The 17554-nt window shown below is 48.6% G+C and carries 14 protein-coding genes; 2 read left to right on the top strand and 12 right to left on the bottom strand.

Annotated elements, in window-relative coordinates:
* Positions 1 to 150 precede the first annotated feature (150 nt).
* The 12 genes from VC28_RS00855 to sbcB all read right to left on the bottom strand — a co-directional run bounded on the left by VC28_RS00855 (position 151) and on the right by sbcB (position 14155).
* Positions 151 to 972, bottom strand: coding sequence for a sulfite exporter TauE/SafE family protein (locus tag VC28_RS00855; protein WP_049629004.1), 822 nt, complete (start codon positions 970 to 972; stop codon positions 151 to 153).
* On the bottom strand, positions 969 to 1163 hold the full coding sequence (gene ccoS / locus VC28_RS00850) for a cbb3-type cytochrome oxidase assembly protein CcoS (RefSeq protein WP_049629003.1): 195 nt from the start codon (positions 1161 to 1163) through the stop codon (positions 969 to 971). The genes VC28_RS00855 and ccoS overlap by 4 nt, the downstream gene beginning before the upstream one ends.
* Positions 1164 to 1199: 36 nt before the next feature.
* Positions 1200 to 3647 carry a heavy metal translocating P-type ATPase gene (locus VC28_RS00845; protein WP_049629002.1) on the bottom strand — a complete coding sequence of 816 codons (2448 nt, stop codon included), beginning with the start codon at positions 3645 to 3647 and terminating at the stop codon, positions 1200 to 1202.
* A gap of 14 nt (positions 3648 to 3661) precedes the next feature.
* The gene (locus VC28_RS00840) at positions 3662 to 4219 is read right to left on the bottom strand and encodes a FixH family protein (RefSeq protein ID WP_049629001.1); all 558 of its coding nucleotides are present in this window, start codon (positions 4217 to 4219) and stop codon (positions 3662 to 3664) included.
* A gap of 64 nt (positions 4220 to 4283) precedes the next feature.
* Positions 4284 to 5690 carry a cytochrome c oxidase accessory protein CcoG gene (gene ccoG, locus VC28_RS00835; protein WP_049629000.1) on the bottom strand — a complete coding sequence of 469 codons (1407 nt, stop codon included), beginning with the start codon at positions 5688 to 5690 and terminating at the stop codon, positions 4284 to 4286.
* A gap of 123 nt (positions 5691 to 5813) precedes the next feature.
* Entirely contained in the window at positions 5814 to 6725 is a 912-nt protein-coding gene (gene ccoP / locus VC28_RS00830; RefSeq protein ID WP_197085464.1) for a cytochrome-c oxidase, cbb3-type subunit III, read from the bottom strand.
* A 24-nt stretch (positions 6726 to 6749) separates the two neighbouring features.
* Positions 6750 to 6944: a CcoQ/FixQ family Cbb3-type cytochrome c oxidase assembly chaperone gene (locus VC28_RS00825; RefSeq protein WP_049628999.1), complete on the bottom strand. Its 195-nt coding sequence runs from the start codon at positions 6942 to 6944 to the stop codon at positions 6750 to 6752.
* Positions 6944 to 7555 carry a cytochrome-c oxidase, cbb3-type subunit II gene (gene ccoO, locus VC28_RS00820; protein WP_049628998.1) on the bottom strand — a complete coding sequence of 204 codons (612 nt, stop codon included), beginning with the start codon at positions 7553 to 7555 and terminating at the stop codon, positions 6944 to 6946. Before ccoO ends, VC28_RS00825 begins: the two co-directional genes overlap by 1 nt.
* A 10-nt stretch (positions 7556 to 7565) precedes the next feature.
* The gene (gene ccoN, locus VC28_RS00815) at positions 7566 to 9020 is read right to left on the bottom strand and encodes a cytochrome-c oxidase, cbb3-type subunit I (RefSeq protein WP_049628997.1); all 1455 of its coding nucleotides are present in this window, start codon (positions 9018 to 9020) and stop codon (positions 7566 to 7568) included.
* Positions 9021 to 9276: 256 nt separating this feature from the next.
* Positions 9277 to 10494 (bottom strand): argininosuccinate synthase, encoded by a 1218-nt coding sequence (locus tag VC28_RS00810; RefSeq protein WP_049628996.1) that lies wholly within the window; start codon positions 10492 to 10494, stop codon positions 9277 to 9279.
* A 235-nt stretch (positions 10495 to 10729) separates the two neighbouring features.
* Complete coding sequence (locus VC28_RS00805; protein WP_049628995.1) at positions 10730 to 12625, bottom strand: methyl-accepting chemotaxis protein; 1896 nt, start codon at positions 12623 to 12625, stop codon at positions 10730 to 10732.
* Positions 12626 to 12694: 69 nt separating this feature from the next.
* Complete coding sequence (gene sbcB / locus VC28_RS00800; RefSeq protein WP_049628994.1) at positions 12695 to 14155, bottom strand: exodeoxyribonuclease I; 1461 nt, start codon at positions 14153 to 14155, stop codon at positions 12695 to 12697.
* Between the two features lie 212 nt (positions 14156 to 14367).
* On the opposite strand from sbcB, the gene can reads away from it, so the two are divergent.
* Both can and VC28_RS00790 read left to right on the top strand, forming a co-directional pair.
* Positions 14368 to 14997, top strand: coding sequence for a carbonate dehydratase (gene can, locus VC28_RS00795; protein ID WP_049628993.1), 630 nt, complete (start codon positions 14368 to 14370; stop codon positions 14995 to 14997).
* 250 nt (positions 14998 to 15247) lie between these two features.
* Positions 15248 to 17554 (top strand): PAS domain S-box protein, encoded by a 2307-nt coding sequence (locus tag VC28_RS00790; protein ID WP_049628992.1) that lies wholly within the window; start codon positions 15248 to 15250, stop codon positions 17552 to 17554.

Here is a 17554-nt window from a genome sequence, read left to right as displayed (position 1 = left end):
TGTGGAATCGCTCCTGAAACTAGGACAGAAAAAGATCCTTTCAGTTTCAAGCTTAGCAGGCGCGCACCTTAGCATGGCAAAATTCATTAGCCTAGCGAGACACTGTTAAGAGTTTTTTTGAGAAAAAGATCAAATTGTAACGGCGGGCAACTATTCAGAATGATGGTGATGCTGCGAATGATCCATCGATTCGTGATCCATCGATTCGTGATCCGTCGATTCATGATCTGCAGACTCATGATCCATAGACTCATGATTCATAGACTCGTGATCCATTGCTGAATGATCAGCAGAGTGGTGATGTCCATGGTGATGGCCGCCACCCCAAATGGTCCACAGGCCGAAGATGATCACCAACACCGCCATACTCCAACGCAATTGTGGACGCTGCAGCAATCGCCCAAGTTGCTGGGCCGCAAAACCAGTTGCCAACACACTAGGCAACGTACCCAATCCAAACGCCAGCATCACCAGCCCTGCCCCAACACCATCCCCTTGCGCCATGGCATATCCCAGCGCAGTGTAGACCAAGCCACATGGTAGCCATCCCCAGAGCCCACCAAGCAAGAGCGCTTTGCCGGGGTTATCAACCGGCATCAGCGGTTTACCCAAGGGTTGTAAGTAAACCCAGAGATAGCGTCCGGCATTTTCCAGATAAGTCAGCCCCCGCCACCAATTAGCGAGATACAAGCCCATTGCGATAAGCAGCCCACCGGCCAACCAACGCAACCAGGTTGCACCGCCTGATTCGGCGATTTGCCGCGCAAAAACGCCAACTAATACGCCCATTAAGGCATAACTGAGGATTCGCCCGACGTTGTAGGTCACCAAAATAACCCAGCGACGCGCCTTGGCATGGGCGGGAATCGCCATACTCAAGGCACCCATAATGCCGCCACACATACCCACACAGTGGGCACTACTAAACAAACCAAGTAAAAACGCGGCAGTAAGCGCAGGCCAATCGATCATGGAAGGGGATTCTTATCGTCAGGGGCAGATTGAGCAGAATCCTTGTTCTTTTTCTCTGCGTCAAACAGGATGCGGTGGGCTTCTGTATCCAAATTGTCATACTGGCCGTTATTAATGGCCCAGAACAATACCTTGATCGCCAGACCAATAAACACCAAGGCACAGGGAACAAGAAAATAAAGACTTTCCATCAATAACTCACGGGGTTAGTGTCAGTGAAGCCGGCGTTAGCGGGTCAGGCGCAGTGCATTGAAAATAACAATCAATGAACTGGCAGTCATACCCAGTGCGGCCAGCCAGGGTGGAACCATACCTGCGGCTGCCAATGGCAGAGCGATAACATTATAGGCCAATGAAAACCGTAAATTTTGCTGGATAATGGCTTTGGTACGCCGGGCTATATCCAGGGCATCGGCAATCACACCCAGATGATCATTCAACAACACCGAATCAGCACGGGTTTGGGCAAGATCTGAAGCAGATGCCATCGCCACTGACACATCGGCACCGGATAATACAGGCACATCATTGATACCATCGCCAATCATTAACACTTTATCACCTGCCGCCTGCCGCTTGGCCAGATGCGACAATTTGTCGCCCGGTTTGGCACCTGCAATAAACTCATCGATCCCCAATTGCCGGGCAAGTTGCGCCACAGCACCCGTTTGATCACCGCTGAGCAGCTCGACAGATATACCGCGAGATTTTAACGATTGCACAACACTTGCTGCATCGGGACGAAGCTCGTCTTCCAGTGCAATCCAGGCAAGTGCTTGCTGCTCGTCCGACAACAAGAGCCAGCTGTAATGGCCATCCGGCAGCGTGAGTGAACTCCTTAGCGCAGAAGGCAAAGCGCCGGCTGCAAACTCCAGTGTACCCAAACGATAGCGCTGCGCCTCGATCCGACCTTCAACACCCGCAGCCGTTGTTTGCTTAATATCTTCAGCGTGATACGCATCAGCCCAAAGATGGAATGCGGCAGCCAAGGGATGGTTAGAACCACGCTCCAGCGCCGCAGCCAACCCCAGTAAACGATCTTGTTCTGACTTGGGCAGAAGCTCGCCATTAGCAGCAATAATCTTGACTACGTTGAACTGCCCTTTGGTCAGGGTACCGGTTTTATCAAAAATTACCCGATTAATACTATTGAGCGTTTCAACGACATGACCGCGGGCTACCAGAAATCCGCGCTGGCGCAAATTGGCTGTCGCAGCCGATAAGGCAGCTGGCATCGCTAATGCCAACGCGCAGGGACAAGTCACTACTAACACAGAAAGCGTGACCCAAAGTGCGTGATCGGGGCGATACCAGAGCCAGAAGACAAATACTGCCGTACAGACAACCAGTAACCGCGCAATAAAAAACCGCGCTATGCGATCGGCAGCCAGTACCTGCTGTGGCTTTTCGTCAGCAGCCTGACTGGCAAGACGCTCGATGGCAGATAACTGGGTCGCTGCGCCCACCGCCGTTACCTCAATTGTCAGTGGACTTTGATTATTCAAAGTTCCAGCAATAACAGTATCACCCGAGCGTTTGACGACCGGGCGGGATTCGCCCGTCAATAAGGCTTCAACAACAGTACTCTCCCCTGCCAAAACGCGACCATCACAAGGAAACGTCTCACCGGGTTTGACCCTGACCTTGTCGCCCAACGCAAGCGCCCTCAGCGGCATAGTTTGCTCAGTTTCACAACCGTTCTCTTCACGCAAACAACAAGCCGTCAGTGGCATAAGCTGGGCGAGATTACCAAATGCCAAACGATTGCGGTGACGTGCACGCAGTTCTACATAACGCCCTACCAGCAGGAATAACGTAAACATGGAGACGGATTCAAAATAGACTTCGCCGCTGCTGGTCAGCGTCGCCCACACACTCGCCAGATAGGCCAAGCCGATTGCCAAAGCCACGGGCACATCCATCACCAAGTGACGCATGCGGATACTGCGCCATGCCGCCTGAAAAAACGGCCATGCCGAAAAAAATACTACCGGTGTCGCCACCAACATCGACAACCAACGCAAGAAGTCCAGCCAAAAATCGGTAGCCCCTGTATACATACCGACCGCAACCATCATGGCTTGCATGGTGCCAAAGCCCGCAACACCAATGCGGAACAGGGCAATACGGTTTTCTTTCTTGATTAGCTCCTGTTGCTGGTCATCAGTCGCCGGGCGCGGCAAGTAACCTATAGCAGCAAGCGCCTGGAAAATTTGACTAAGAGGTTGCCCTGCTTCGCACACCACTGCGCAGCGATGGGTGCTCAAATTGACAGTGACCGATTTGACCGCAGGGTTCTGCTTTAGGTGGGTTTCGATCAACCAGCTACAAGCCGCGCAACTAATACCCTCCAACAGCAGGTTAACTTGAATGAGGGAGGAATCAAAAGGAATGACAAACTCGCTCTGGACATCGGGCAAATCGTAAATTGCCCAACGTCCTTGATCGTTGTCCAGCTGATTTGAGGGGCGCTCATTGTTGTTGGTACGAAATTGGTAAAAACTATCCAAGCCACCATCGACAATTGCCATAGCAACTGCCTGGCAACCAGGACAGCACATTAACTGCTCCTGCCCTTGTATTGTGACCGGATAATGACTGGCGGGAGGGACTGGCAAGCCGCAGTGATAACACGCTTGTCCAGTTTCGGTACCCGTAGAAGTAGGCAAATTCATCGGCCGGTAGACAATTACTTGACTCGCGGTGTCAGACGGGTTTGTTCGGCTTTGCGGAAATCAATTTCACCGCTTAGCGACCATGGAGCCTCATTGCGTTGCGCCAATTCTGCTACCGGATATAACGTTAGGTACCAGGAGTAATCCGGTTTAGTCTTGAGTTCACCACGATAGCGCCCGGCGCTTACCGCCGTTAACTTAACCAGCTGGTCTTTATCAGCCTTAACCGGATGCCCCATCATCAACAATAATTGTGATGGCATGAGCTTTTGATCGTCCGGAGTATTGGCAATAACCAGCAACACCTCACCGGATACACGATCAAACTGCACCTCGCCACTCAGCCCCAGCTCACTGGCGCGCTTATCCTGCCCCAGGGTCTGGTTAATCATACGCCCCTCTTTGTAGTAGTTATCGATGATCACATCATCCGCACCCTTGAGCGCAATAGTGACAGTGATGCTGCACATGATCATGATGTAAATCAGTGGGCTAAATACAAACCAAAACCAAAACTGGCGGTACCAGGGCTTTGCTGCCTCATCAATAGTATTGTGGGTTGACTCGCTCATAACAATTCTCTCGTATTAGCAGGCGAATCCATTGCGCCGAAGCAATTACTGCGAATGGCAAACATCAGGGGCCGATAAATGTCGTCGTGTTGGTTGTCGTAATCTCAGCATTTTCACGGGCACGTACCCGGAAACGAATTTCCGTCTTTTTAGCCTTGAGGTCTGCTTTTTTGATTGCGACCCGCACCGGAATAGTCAGTACCTCACCTTCTACCGCCGGAATTGCCCTGTATCCCTGGATAATAAAATCATTATTGCCCTCTACTTCCAGATCATATGTATGGGTGGCGCGATCCATATTACTGATTTTCAGGGTGTACACATTCTGGATATGGCCATCTGACTCGCGATACATTCGCACACCGCGATCGCGCTGCGCCTCCAGACCAACAGGTACGCGAGTCGCGATTGAATATACAAAAAGTGAAATCATGATCGTCAGCATCAGGCCATAACCCAGCAGCCGCGGGCGGAAGACTTTGGTTTTACCATTTTGGATAGCATCCTCCGTGGTAAAACTGATCAATCCTCGTGGATAGCCCATTTTGTCCATCACACTATTGCAGGCATCAACACATAGTCCGCAGTCAATACATTCCGCTTGCAATCCATCGCGAATATCAATATCCACAGGGCAAACCTGTACACACCAGGAACAATCAATACAGTCACCCATGCCCTGGGCTTTATAATCGCTGTCCAACTTACGTGGCCCACGCTTTTCTCCACGCAGACTGTTGTAGGAAACGGTCAACGTATCGTGGTCATACATTACCGCTTGAAAACGAGCGTAGGGACAAATGTATTTACAGAACTGCTCACGCATAAACCCTGCATTCATGTAGGTAGCAGCGACATAAAACAAAACCCAGAATGCAGTTATCAGATCCAGATGAAAGGTAAAAAAGCCCACAACCAATTCACGAATAGGCGTGAAATAACCGACGAAGGTCAGGGAGGTGACAAGCGAAATAGCAATCCAGATAAATTGTTTGGCACCTTTGCACCATATTTTTTCAAATCCCCAAGGCTGCGCATCCAGTTTTATGCGCTTATTACGATCCCCCTCACACAGATGTTCAGCCCAAATGAACATTTGGGTCCACACGGTTTGCGGACAAGTAAACCCGCACCAAACACGCCCAACCAAAACGGTAACTGTGAACAGTAAAAATGCAGCGATAACCAGAAGCCACGCAAGATACATAGCATCTTGCGGCCAAAACGTGAGCCAGAGAATGTGGAATTTGCGTTCGGGTAAATCGAATAGGATGGCAGGGCGGTTATCGATCACCAGCCAAGGCATCAATAAAAAGCCCAGCATGAGTGGCAGGCCGGTATAGCGACGCAAACGCTGGTAAAATCCGGTAATTCGGCGGGTATAGATTTTCTCGTCCGCTTCGTAGAGATTTACGTAACGAATAGTAGGTTCCGCTGGTGATGACCGTTGGTCTGAGGGTTTTTCACTCAAGGGGATTACCTCTTAAAACTACTACCTCATACTCACAAGGCAGTAGAAAAGCTGATGTAAGTGCGAAAAAAAAGGCAGGCCTTAGCCTGCCCTCCTTGGAGAAAGATTAATCTTCAGAGAAAATTAATTTTCTTCCAGCGACAGGCTGTAAACATAAGCAGCCAACAAATGTATGCGATCTTCTTTGAGCAATTCTTGTTGCGCCGGCATTACACCATTACGGCCATCACGCAAAGTTTGGCGAATAGTTGCTGGTTCACCACCATAAAGCCAAATGTCATCGGTTAAATTAGGCGCACCCACGAGCTGATTGCCTTTACCATCTGCACCATGACAAGCAACACAGTTGGTAGCAAACAATTTGGCACCTTTTTCAGCTTTCGCTGCATCGTGTTCATTTCCGGAAATTTGCAGCACATACTCCGCAACATCCACAACGCCTTCTTCACCAATCACACCAACCCATGCAGGCATTGCGGCCTTACGACCATGCACGATAGTTTCGAGAATTTTTTCCGGAGTACCGCCATAAAGCCAATCTTTATCGGTCAGATTGGGGAACCCGGGGTTGCCTCCACCATCAGCACCGTGACAAATCGCACAGTTGTTAGCAAATAAGCGAAAGCCCATTTTCAACGCATCAGGATTTTTGGCCACTTCCTCGATAGGCATTTTTGAATAAACGCCATAGGTCTCTGCGTAAACCTTTTCAGCCTCAGCTTGATGTCCGCGCAACTCGTTTACAGAGGTCCATGCTTTCCCTTCACTATCTTTAAGACCTTCGTAAGTCCCCATACCTGGATAAATAATCAAATATCCAATAGAGAACACAAACGTCAGGATGAACATCCAGAACCACCAACGTGGTAGCGGATTATCGTATTCCTCAATCCCATCATATTCATGACCAGTGGTTTGCGCTTCCTTTTCATCACCGGTTATCGCACGTCTGCGATTGGCCATTAATATCCAGAACAGCAACACAAGGTTAGTGCTGGTCAGGATAATGATCCATAAACTCCAAAAAGTACTCATATTAACTCCGCCCCTAATCGATGATTACTTTCGATCATCTGTCTGCTTGTTTTCTGGCTGCTTTGCGGTTAGTTCGGTTTTTTCATCATCCGCAAAGGGCAATTTCGCATCATCTTCAAAGCGTTTTTTCAATTTGGGCGAGAACGCCCAAAGGCAAACGCCGAAAAAAGCGATAGTCACCAACACGGTAGAAATAGCGCCAACTGTACCAGCGTCCATTAGCGCTTCTCTTTGAGCAATAAGCCAAGGTTTTGCAAGTATGCAACCAGTGCATCCATTTCAGTTACGCCTTGCACCGCTTGTTTGGCCCCTGCGAAGTCCTCTTCGGTGTAAGGAACACCTACTTTGGATAACGCACGCATTTTTGCCTCGGTGTGCTTACCATCCAGCTTGTTATCGTATAGATGTGGGTACGCAGGCATAATCGATTCAGGTACCACAATACGAGGATTGAACAGATGCACTTTGTGCCAATCATCTGAGTAACGACCACCAACACGCGCCAAATCTGGACCAGTGCGTTTGGAGCCCCACAAGAATGGATGTTCGTATACCGATTCGCCCGCTACAGAATAGTGTCCATAACGTTCAACCTCTGCACGCAAAGGACGAACCATTTGGGTGTGGCACACATGGCAGCCTTCACGGATATAGATATCACGCCCTTCCAACTGCACAGCATTTAATGGCTTCAACCCTTCGATAGGGGTGGTGGTTTGTTTGAGGAAGAATTGCGGAACAATTTCTACCAAACCACCAAAGCTAATAGCGATAACCATAAACACAGTCATCAAGCCGATATTCTTTTCTACTATTTCATGACCTTTCATGGCATTCCCCTTAAACAGCTGGCGCCTGAGCAGGCTGGCTAGCACTTTCTGCAGCTTTGTTGGCTGCACTCACAGTACGATAAGTGTTGTAGGCCATTACCAGCATACCTGTCAGGAAGAAGGCACCACCAATAAAGCGCATGATGTAACCACCTTTACTAAATACAACCGTTTCAATAAAGCTGTAAGTCAAGGATCCATCAGGGTTGAATGCACGCCACATCAAACCTTGTCCAATGCCGTTGATCCACATGGCCACAACATATAGAACGGTACCTACTGTCGCCAACCAAAAGTGTAAGTTGATCAGTTTTACGCTGAACATTTCTTCACGGTTAAACAGCTTTGGCAACATGTGGTACAGAGCGCCAATAGAAATCATCGCTACCCAACCAAGAGCACCTGAGTGAACGTGACCAACAGTCCAGTCGGTGTTGTGTGAGAGTGCGTTGACGTTCTTAATTGCCATCATTGGGCCTTCGAAAGTAGACATGCCGTAGAAAGAAAGCGCTACAACCAGGAAGCGCAGAGTCGGATCGGTGCGCAATTTATGCCACGCACCTGACAACGTCATAATACCGTTGATCATCCCACCCCAACTTGGAGCCAACAAAATCAGGGACATCACCATACCAAGGGATTGGGTCCAATCTGGCAAGGCTGAATAGTGCAAGTGATGCGAGCCGGCCCAAATATAGAGGGAGATCAGCGCCCAGAAATGTACAATAGATAATTGATAAGAATAAACAGGACGACCAGCCTGCTTGGGAACAAAGTAATACATCATCCCCAAGAAACCCGCTGTCAAAAAGAATCCTACCGCATTGTGGCCATACCACCATTGAACCATCGCATCTGCAGCACCCGCATAAGCAGAATAAGATTTGGTCAGTGTGACAGGAATGGCTGCGCTATTCACAATATGCAGTACGGCTACGGTGACAATAAAACCACCATAAAACCAGTTGGCAACATAGATATGTGAAGTGCGGCGCTTAACAATAGTGCCGAAGAAAACAATCGCGTAGGAAATCCATACCAACGCCAGAAGTATGTCGATTGGCCATTCCAACTCTGCATATTCTTTCGTGGAAGTAATACCCAAGGGCAAAGTAATCGCAGCCAAAACAATAACTGCCTGCCAGCCCCAGAAGGTGAACGGAACCAGCCAACCACCAAATAATGGAGCTTGACACGTGCGTTGGACAACATAGTAAGAAGTTGCCATCAGTGCACAACCACCAAATGCGAAAATTACCGCATTGGTATGCAATGGACGTAAACGGCCGAAACTGGTGTAAGGTTGCAGCAGATCATTCAGACCTGGCCACACCAGTTGCGCAGCAATGAATACGCCCATTCCCATACCGAATATGCCCCATACAATGGTCATAATCGAGAATTTACGTACTATATCAAAGTCGTATACCGGTGGATCACCAGCAACAGTCGCATGACTACCCATAGGACTTTCCTGTTACTTAAAGAGAAATGAAAACTTGTTGTCTCTGGCAGAACCCTGATCACTCAGAGCTACACGGCAATCATCAAGCCTATAACCCTACTGAAGGTGCGGCATTTTGCCTCATGAACGGCAGTTTGTCTCACACTTGTCGGTATAGGCTTGATATTTATCAAATTATTTATGCGAATTTAACCTACTGTGCCTTCAGATAAAGCAAGGTACACTGCTCGCATCAGCAAAAGCAGTGCATCAGGCATTACTTGATAACACGGCCTTTATTAGCTGCAATACGCATACGCAAGGCATTCAGTTTAATGAAACCTTCAGCATCTTTTTGGTTGTAAGCACCTGCATCATCTTCAAAGGTTGCTACTTTTTCATCGAACAAGCTATCTGCCGAACGACGACCAACAACATGCACAGCGCCTTTGTACAATTTCACCCGAACATCACCGTTCACGTGCACCTGCGATTGGTCGATCATCGCCTGCATCATCAAACGCTCCGGACTCCACCAATAACCGTTATAGATCATTTCGGCGTATTTCGGCATCAAACTGTCTTTCAAATGCGCAACTTCACGATCCAGAGTAATAGATTCAATTGCACGATGCGCACGCAGCATGATGGTACCGCCAGGGGTCTCATAGCAACCGCGTGACTTCATACCTACGTAGCGGTTTTCTACGATATCGAGACGACCGACACCATTTTCCCCACCCACTTTGTTCAGATAGGTCAGGATCTCTGCAGGGCTCATGCGCTTGCCATCAATTGCAACAACATCACCTTTTTCATAAGTGAGTTCAAGATAAGTCGCTTTGTCTGGAGCAGCTTCAGGCGCTACAGTCCAACGCCACATATCCTCTTCGGCTTCAGTCCAGGGATTTTCAAGGACTTTTCCTTCGTAGGAAATGTGCAGCAGGTTGGCATCCATCGAGTAAGGGGATTTTTTCTTTTTGGTGAAATCCACTGGAATATTGTGCTGTTCGCAATATTGCATCAAGGTTTCACGCGAGGTCAGATCCCATTCGCGCCAAGGGGCGATTACCTTGATGCCCGGCTTAAGAGCATAGGCTCCCAGCTCGAAGCGAACCTGATCGTTACCTTTGCCGGTCGCGCCATGGGAAATAGCATCGGCACCCACTTCGTTGGCAATCTCAATCAAACGCTTGGCGATTAACGGGCGGGCAATAGAAGTACCGAGCAAATACTCACCCTCATAGATGGTATTGGCGCGGAACATAGGGAATACGAAATCGCGGACAAACTCTTCGCGCAAGTCATCGATATAAATTTGTTTCACACCCAACGCCTGGGCTTTAGCGCGTGCTGGCTCTACTTCTTCGCCCTGACCAATGTCAGCAGTGAAGGTGATAACTTCACAGTTGTAGTTTTCTTGCAGCCATTTGACGATAACTGAAGTGTCGAGGCCGCCGGAATAGGCCAACACCACTTTTTTGATAGATGACATGGGAAACTCCCGCTATAACTCGTTGACGATCACCGGGCAGGATCCACAAGCCACAGACCCCTTCCTACTTGGGCGCGGAATTGTACTCGCAAGTGGGCCAAATTCCCACAGTTGCCGTAGCGAAATACAGGGTTTTCACACCCGCCTAACAGCGGGTAATCGGCAGGCAAAACTGCCAAGAACAAAAAAGCAGCCCGAAGGCTGCTTTTTTGAATTTAGTGACTGCAAATAAACCTTAAAGGCGGAAAGTTGAGACCTTATCATTTAGGCCGCGCGCCAAATCTTGCAAACTTTTCGCTCTTTCATCGCCCTGCAAGGCAGAAGCAGCAGAGTTATCAGCAACCTGTTTAATCGCGGTGATGTTATTAAGCACTTCTTGCACAACCTGGCTTTGCTCCTCAGCGGCCGTAGCAATTTGTACAGCCATACCACTGATAGCACCGACGGATGAGTTAATTTTATCCAGCGAATGCGATGCACTGTCCGCATTATCGACGCTACCGGTAGCCAGACGACGACTGTCCTCCATGATCGATACTGCATTCTGTGCAGTAGATTGGAGACTGCCAATCATCGATTGGATTTCCTCTGTGCTGGCATGGGTGCGCTGTGATAACACTCTCACTTCATCTGCCACTACCGCAAAACCACGCCCCTGTTCACCTGCACGCGCAGCTTCAATCGCTGCATTGAGTGCCAGCAAATTGGTCTGCTCTGCGATACCTTGAATAGTGGCCAGAATACCGCTGATATTTTGTGCATTGTTATTGAGGGTAGATATCACTGTACCGGCTTGCTCGACCTTTTTAGCCAGTACCACGATGGAATCGCGTGTTTTATCGACTTGTAACTTACCCTCACTCGCACTGCTGACCGACTCACGCACCGAGTCTGCAGTGTGCTCCGCATGATGGGCAATTTCGTGGGTAGCACTGGTCATTTCGTTCATCGCCTGGGCGACCATGCCAATTTGTTGTTGCTGCACGCCGAGATCACGCACCGAAGACACCGCCGAATCTGCCATCGCGCGGGCGTTGTCCTGCAGATCGTTGGCTTGGGCACGGATATGCTTGACCAGATCGCTCATGTGATCGACAAATGAATTGAAGTTGGCGGCCAATAACCCGACCTCATCATGTGAGGTGAGCGGCAGACGGCGCGACAAATCGCCCCCGCCCGAGGCGATATCCGACAGCGACTGGGATACCGTGTGCAATGGTTTCAACAGTACCCCAATAAACCAATTCAACACGACGAGAATAGCCACCAACAGCACCAGAATAGCTGCTAATTGCCCCATCAAAGCCGAGTGGACCGGTGCCACCAGTAACTCGCGATCAAGCACCATCACCAGCACCAGATTTGAACCGGGAATGGCATCAGCAAACACCTGGGTACTCTTGCCATCCAGTTGGATCAAATGCAATTCATCTTTATCCCTGAGAATTTTTTCGAGCTGCGACTGGGTCAAATCAGCTGAAATATCCAGTAAAGGTTTATTCAACAGTTTTTGATCTGCGTGAGAGAACACCTTGTCGCCACGCGCAATAAACATATAGCCATTACCAGGGAGATCAATGTCACGCAATTGCTGGACGATATCGTCAATCACCACATCAATACCCAATATGGCTTTTACACTGCCATCGGAATTGATTACGGCGCGCCCTAAGGACACCACATTTTTACCTGTTGCCGATGCAATAGTAGGGCTCTCAATGGTTGTCTCGCGAGGGCGCTCCAGTGCATGGATATACCAATGCCACACGCGGGGGTCATCATTACCCGGTGCCATTACCAGATTATTGGCGTTAAACAATCTGCCATCTGCGAATGCCAAAAAACTGTTGTCCACATCCGCAGATACTTTTACCTGTGTGAGATGGGCGTTATAGCTCTCTTCAGTGGCGTTTGCCGGAAAACCCTCCAACGCCTTCCCTTTCAACTCAAACCAGTCGCTCACGTATTTGCTGAACGTAGCGGAAATACCTGCAACCTGACGATTAATATTGTTTTCCATGGCCTTCATGGCAGACACATAGGAAAGGAATGAAACAGCACACCCGACAAGCAACAGGGATACTGCAACGGAAGTACTGATTTTTTTGCGTAGTGACCAACTAGCTGCCATTGTCTGGCCTCCGGAATAGTGGTCCATCCTGAGGGATGGGTAGTTGTTATTTGTAGTAATAAAATCTTGTTATTTTTCTAGCTTATCGGCATAAACACTTAATTGCTTTAGCAAATCTTTCTGTTCAGTAGTGATATCCGGCGCTACCAACAGCGACGCCACGCGCTCCCGAAAATCAGCCAGAGTTAAACTGCCCTGTGCTTCTTTGGCGGTCAATCGCCAGCGACAAAACGCCTCCCATCGCTTTTGTTCGACATTATTGAGACTAGACGGAAAATGGCGAGCGCGGTAGCGAAACAACATTTCTTTAAGCCGCTCATCGCGAAAGGGAAAAACTTCAACCGCCAACTGCTCTGGCGTTGCTTTGCGTACACGTGCCATTAATTGCTTGTCCGCATCATCAAAAAAACCGCTGTACAGCATTTGCTCAGGATCGGTTTTTTCAGCAAATCCGTTTTCGCTGTAAAGCTGATGCAAGGTGTGCAGCAATTGCTGCTGCTCTGACAAGGTCAGATTGCACAGGGACTGCCAATGGCGCTCACATAATGGTTTATCGATACGTAAACGCTGCGCTGTAGCATCATCCAGCATATTGGCAGGTAGCAGCATGGGGGTTTTGTTGAGATGGATTTCCTTTAATGCCAATCGCTCCACACCTTCGGGCAAATCTTCAGTACGGGTGTATAAGCGCAAGCGCAACTCATCTACTGGCAGGCTTAGCAACGCTGCGGGATCCGTAGCCAGATTAAAGGCAATCACTGAATTCTTGTTGGTGGGATGCATCGCCAATGGCAACACCAACGCGGCATTGCCATTTTCAGCGGGAAAACGCGACGAGATATGCAGCACCGGCTTATGGCTATCGATATCAATCAGGCTGGCGACAAAGCGCTTATCGCGCAATTTATAAGCATAGTCATATAACTTGGGTTGGCGGGTTTTGATCAGTTTCGCCACGGCGATAGTTGCATAGACATCCGATAGCGCATCGTGCGCCGCGTCATGCACCAAACCATTTGCTTTAGTCAGCATCTCCAACTTGAAACAGGGGCGGCCATCCTCGTAATCCGGCCACTGAATTCCCTCGGGGCGCAGAGCGCGGGTCATACGCACCATGTCGATGATGTCCCAGCGCGAATTGCCGTAGCGCCACTCACGCTCATAGGGGTCGTAAAAATTGCGATACAGGGTATAGCGGGTAACCTCATCATCAAAACGGATAGAGTTGAACCCCACCCCACAGGTACCCGGACGCGACAATTCAGCATGGATGCGGGCAATAAACTGGTATTCCGGCAAGCCTTTTTGCTCGGCAACCTGAGGTAACAAACCGGTAATTAGACAGGCCTCCGGCTTGGGCAACACATCAGGCGCAGGCTTGCAGTAAATCATCAGCGGTTCGCCGATGATATTGAGCTCTTCATCAGTGCGCACACCGGCAAACTGTGAGGGGCGATCTATGGATGGCACCTCTCCCCAGGTTTCGTAATCGTGCCAGTACAGCGTATTTTGTTGCTCACCCTTGGTCATGGTTATATCCATCGGTAGAAAAATAATCGGTATCCTGTCAGACCCCAAATAGCAATGTAACACCCATAGGCGGCTTTCCCCTATACTGCCACCCACATTCGGGGTAAACACCGCGCCCGGAAACCAACATCCAAAAACCTTAATTAAAAACGCTGGTTAATAGCCAGAGTCAAGCGACCCCAAGCCAGAAACAACAACAATTGGAGCCTGCCATGAGTGATTTAGAGAGCCTGTTCGCCGCAAACGTAAAATGGGCAACAGACATCAAACGGGAAGACCCCGAGTTTTTTTCCAACCTGGCCAAACAACAAGCCCCGGAATATTTATGGATAGGTTGTTCCGATAGCCGTGTACCTGCCAATCAGATTCTTAACCTCGCTCCCGGTGAAATTTTTGTACACCGCAATGTGGCAAACGTAGTGATCCATACCGATCTGAACTGCATGACAGTATTAAATTACGCCGTAGAATTTTTGAAAGTGAAGCATGTAATGGTCACCGGCCATTATGGTTGCGGGGGTGTCAGGGCAGCACTCGAAAATCAGAAGCTCGGGTTAATTGATTACTGGTTACGCAATATCCGCGATGTGTATTACGCCAACAAAAATGTTCTTGACCGGTTGGATGATCAGGATGAGCGTGTAAACCGCCTGTGCGAACTTAACGTGATCCAACAGGTAGACAATATTTCCCGCAGCAACATTGTGCAAAACGCTTGGGCTCGCGGTCAGGAATTAACGATTCACGGATGGATTTACGACATTCACGATGGCATCTTGCACAAGCTGACTCCGCCTATCGATTCCGTCGAACAAATCCCTGAACAATACCGTTTGTATTAACAGGGTAGCGACGATGCCGGGGCCAGCAGCCCCGGCGGCTTGCTAACTGACACGCATCCCCTCTCTCCACGCGCAATCTCCTGCACATATACTCTCCAACTACTCTCCAACTACAGCGAATCCCAACACACGTAATCTCCCGTAATAGTTCTCACACTATTTAATCTTTAGCATTGCCAATTCCAGCCTGATCTATACTCAGGCATGCAAGCCAGCTCTCAAAAACAAACACACTGCTGTGGAATATTCAATGCAGGAAAACCAACCCGTGCACCTGGATAGCAACGCGCACCCAATGAATAACAGCGCGCTCTTGAATAATAACGCGCTAAGCCAGGACTCATTGGCACACGAACAGATGCGGTCGCTGTATAACAGCTTGCCAGTTTCATTGTTATCCTCGATTGCCATTGCCCTGATCCTGAGCATCTCCCACTGGAAGGTCATCGGTCAGGCTGAAATTATTCTCTGGAACCTATTATTAGGCAGCACCCTGCTTGCGCGTTTGATCTTGTGGATCTGTTGGCACAACCTGCATCAACTCTATTCCGCCACTTTCTGGCTAAGACTGTTCCGAATCGGTGTATGGTTGACCGGTGCAGCCTGGGGGTCATCCGCCCTATTACTGTTTGCACATGAAGATACGATTTACCAAGCATTACTTTCATTTTCACTGGCCGGCGTTGCCAGCGGGTCAATGACCTCGCTGACGGTAGATAAGTACTCGTCGCTGGGCTTTGTCATGCTCACCATATCGCCACTGAGCGTCGCTATTTTTCTGGAAGATGGCCCAACAGCGATTGCCATGAGCAGCATGACGTTACTCTTTATTTTTTTCGTCATCGCAAGCAGTACTCGTGCGCGGCACAATATGGAAGAGTTACTCAGCAAAAACGATCACCTCCTGCAACTCTCCAACACCATTAACCACAAACAAAAACTTGAACAAATTATTAATAACGCGCAATCCATTTTTATTGGCGATGGCGATATTAAATCGGCATTAAGCGAGTTACTGAGCGAAACCTTAGCCATAAGCAATAGTGAATTGGGCTTTATCGGACAAGTAGAACGCGACCAACAGCAACAACCTTTTATGCGCGCTCTGGTTTTCTCCAGCATCAAAAAAAATGATCCCCTGTTGGAAAACTTTCGGAAAACCCATCTTCCGGAAAATGGTGAATATCGCAATCTGGATACACTATTCGGAAAAATCATGCGCTCGGACAAGCCGATCATTAGCCCCAATATTGCGCAAGACATGCGTGCAAGTACGTTACCCAAAGGCCACCCCACCATAGGGAGTTTTATCGGCATACCCATTTTTAATGGACGGGAGCAAATCGCTATTCTCGGGCTGGCTAATGCCCCGCAGAGCTACACACACCAAACCGCTGAAGCGCTGGAACCCATACTAAAAAGCATCGCACAGTTCGTGCAAACCATGCATCACGAGCAACAGCATGCGCAGGATAAAGCCGCGCTTGAAGCAAGCACCCAGCACACCCAAACCATTCTGAATGATATTGCCGATGGCATTATTACAATCAATAAAGAAGGAATCATCCAAACGTTCAATCACGCAGCGGAAACGATTTTTGGCTATAGAGCAAAACAAATAATTGGGAAAAATGTCAGCGAGCTTATGCCCGAGCCGCATAAATCCCTGCATGACGATTATCTGAAAACGCACCTTAAAACAGGCAAGAAAAATATCCTCGGCATTGGCCGTGAAGTAAAAGGCCTAAGGCGCAATGGCAAAGAATTTCCGATGGATTTGATGGTGTCGCGTGTATTTCAACAAGGCGATCCATTGTTCATCGGGATAGTGCGCGACATTACTGAAAAACGGCGTATTGATGATTTACGCAACCAATTTATTAGTGCCGCCAGTAAAGAAATTCTGGGGCCACTTAACATCATCAGCGAAGTCATCAAACTCTTACAACAACATGAGCAGACTGCACTGCCCAATTCATTAAAGAATGCGATCCATATTGCGCACACCAATAGCATCCATCTGCAAAAACTCATGGCTGATTTGTTAGAGATGCAAACCCTCTCGCAAAGTGATTCCAACTATCAGCTGACATCACAAGCCGTGATTCCGTTGGTTGAACAAGCCGTACAGCGCAATCGCGCGTATAACGACATTTATCAGTGCAAACACCATATTACTTGCAACACTACAGACTTGGCAGTATTGGTGGATAAAACGAGGTTCATTCAAGTATTAACCCAGCTGCTACAGTATTCACTCACCTATTCTGTTCCCGATAGCCTCCTTGATATTCAGGTTTTCGAAGACCGCAGCCGTGTCAAAATCTCACTAAAAATACTGAACAATAAAATGAATGCCGGGATGCGCGCTAATTTGAAAGCGTATTTCACAGCGGAGGCGAGCAATGTCGATGAAAGACTGCATGATGAAGGATATTTAGGGCTCATCCTTGCTAAAGAAATGATTGGAAAAATGCATGGCAAAATAACAATCGAAAGCAAGGGAGAGAGTGATTATTTTGTTGTTGAATTTCCGCAAGCTATAAATTCGTACTGA

Source organism: Cellvibrio sp. pealriver, from assembly GCF_001183545.1.
GTDB lineage: Bacteria > Pseudomonadota > Gammaproteobacteria > Pseudomonadales > Cellvibrionaceae > Cellvibrio.
Note: the sequence above shows the minus strand (reverse complement) of the source record. Positions and strands in the feature narration are given on the sequence as shown.

Bases quoted from the DNA above. Each gene is read 5' to 3' on its own strand.
- ccoP (WP_197085464.1), bottom strand. From the start codon at position 6,725: ATGAGTACTTTTTGGAGTTTATGGATCATTATCCTGACCAGCACTAAC.
- VC28_RS00810 (WP_049628996.1), bottom strand. From the start codon at position 10,494: ATGTCATCTATCAAAAAAGTGGTGTTGGCCTATTCCGGCGGCCTCGAC.
- VC28_RS00840 (WP_049629001.1), bottom strand. From the start codon at position 4,219: ATGAGCGAGTCAACCCACAATACTATTGATGAGGCAGCAAAGCCCTGG.
- VC28_RS00790 (WP_049628992.1), top strand. From the start codon at position 15,248: ATGCAGGAAAACCAACCCGTGCACCTGGATAGCAACGCGCACCCAATG.
- can (WP_049628993.1), top strand. From the start codon at position 14,368: ATGAGTGATTTAGAGAGCCTGTTCGCCGCAAACGTAAAATGGGCAACA.
- sbcB (WP_049628994.1), bottom strand. From the start codon at position 14,155: ATGACCAAGGGTGAGCAACAAAATACGCTGTACTGGCACGATTACGAA.
- ccoN (WP_049628997.1), bottom strand. From the start codon at position 9,020: ATGGGTAGTCATGCGACTGTTGCTGGTGATCCACCGGTATACGACTTT.
- VC28_RS00805 (WP_049628995.1), bottom strand. From the start codon at position 12,625: ATGGCAGCTAGTTGGTCACTACGCAAAAAAATCAGTACTTCCGTTGCA.
- ccoS (WP_049629003.1), bottom strand. From the start codon at position 1,163: ATGGAAAGTCTTTATTTTCTTGTTCCCTGTGCCTTGGTGTTTATTGGT.
- VC28_RS00855 (WP_049629004.1), bottom strand. From the start codon at position 972: ATGATCGATTGGCCTGCGCTTACTGCCGCGTTTTTACTTGGTTTGTTT.
- VC28_RS00825 (WP_049628999.1), bottom strand. From the start codon at position 6,944: ATGGACGCTGGTACAGTTGGCGCTATTTCTACCGTGTTGGTGACTATC.
- VC28_RS00845 (WP_049629002.1), bottom strand. From the start codon at position 3,647: ATGAATTTGCCTACTTCTACGGGTACCGAAACTGGACAAGCGTGTTAT.
- ccoO (WP_049628998.1), bottom strand. From the start codon at position 7,555: ATGAAAGGTCATGAAATAGTAGAAAAGAATATCGGCTTGATGACTGTG.